General features: G+C 70.1%; 1 protein-coding gene. It reads left to right on the forward strand.

Features of this window, described 5'->3' with window-relative positions; all coding sequences use genetic code 11:
- On the forward strand, positions 1–1,019 hold a 1,019-nt coding region (locus tag JaAD80_RS29015; RefSeq protein WP_102299645.1), incomplete at both ends, for an SUMF1/EgtB/PvdO family nonheme iron enzyme.

Raw genomic sequence — 1,019 nt, forward strand, 5'->3', positions numbered from 1 at the left:
GCTGTACCACGAGGGCGACGCTGCCCGCGCGCTGCCGGCGTGCGCCGCCTGCCACGGCGCGAAGGGCAATGCGGCCGTCGCCGATTATCCGAAGCTGGCCGGGCAGAACCTGGCCTACCTGGACAGCCAGCTGCGCGCCTTTCGTTCGCATGCGCGCGTCAGCCCCCTGATGAACACGGCCGTGGCGCCCCTGACGGATGGCGACATCGCCAACCTGTCCGCCTATCTGTCGCGGCAAAAGCTCGATGCCATCGATCCGGCTCTGACCACCCCCGTGGTCGCCGGCAAGTCCTTCCGCGATTGCGATGGCGCGTGCCCGGAAATGGTGCCGCTGCCGGCCGGGCGCTTCCTCATGGGATCGCCACCGGGCGAGAGCGGGCGTTTCGGCAATGAAGGCCAGCATCCGGTCGAAATCCTGCAGCCGTTTGCCATCGGCCGCTTCAGCCTGACGTTCGCGCAGTTCGACGCCTGCGTGCAGGATGGCGGTTGCGACGCCTACCGGCCATCGGACGAAGGCTGGGGACGCGGCACGCGGCCGGCCGTCAACGTCAGCTGGAACGATGCGCAAAGCTATCTGCGCTGGCTGTCGAAGAAGAGCGGCGCGCGCTACCGCCTGCCCACCGAGGCCGAGTGGGAGTATGCGGCGCGCGCCGGCACCGTCACGGCGCGCTGGTGGGGCGAGGACATCACGCGCGGCGACGCCAAGTACGGCCCCGATGACTGCCCGCAGCAGAAGCATTGCGGCGGTGTGGTCTCCGGTTCTGGCAATTGGCCCACGACGGCGCCGGTGGGCAGCTACGCGCCGAATCCGGCAGGGCTGTACGATGTGCTGGGCAATGTGTGGCAGTGGACGGCCGATTGCTGGCACAGCGACTACGAGGGCGCGCCGAAAGATGGCCGCGTGTGGGAAGAGCCGGGCTGCAAGAAGCGCGTGGCGCGCGGCGCCTCCTGGACCGATACGCCGAACTTCGTGCGCGCGGCCACCCGCCTGGGCCTGGGCGCGGAAGGGCGGCGCGGCT

The sequence above is a fragment of the Janthinobacterium sp. AD80 genome, assembly GCF_002878455.1.
Lineage (GTDB): Bacteria > Pseudomonadota > Gammaproteobacteria > Burkholderiales > Burkholderiaceae_D > Janthinobacterium.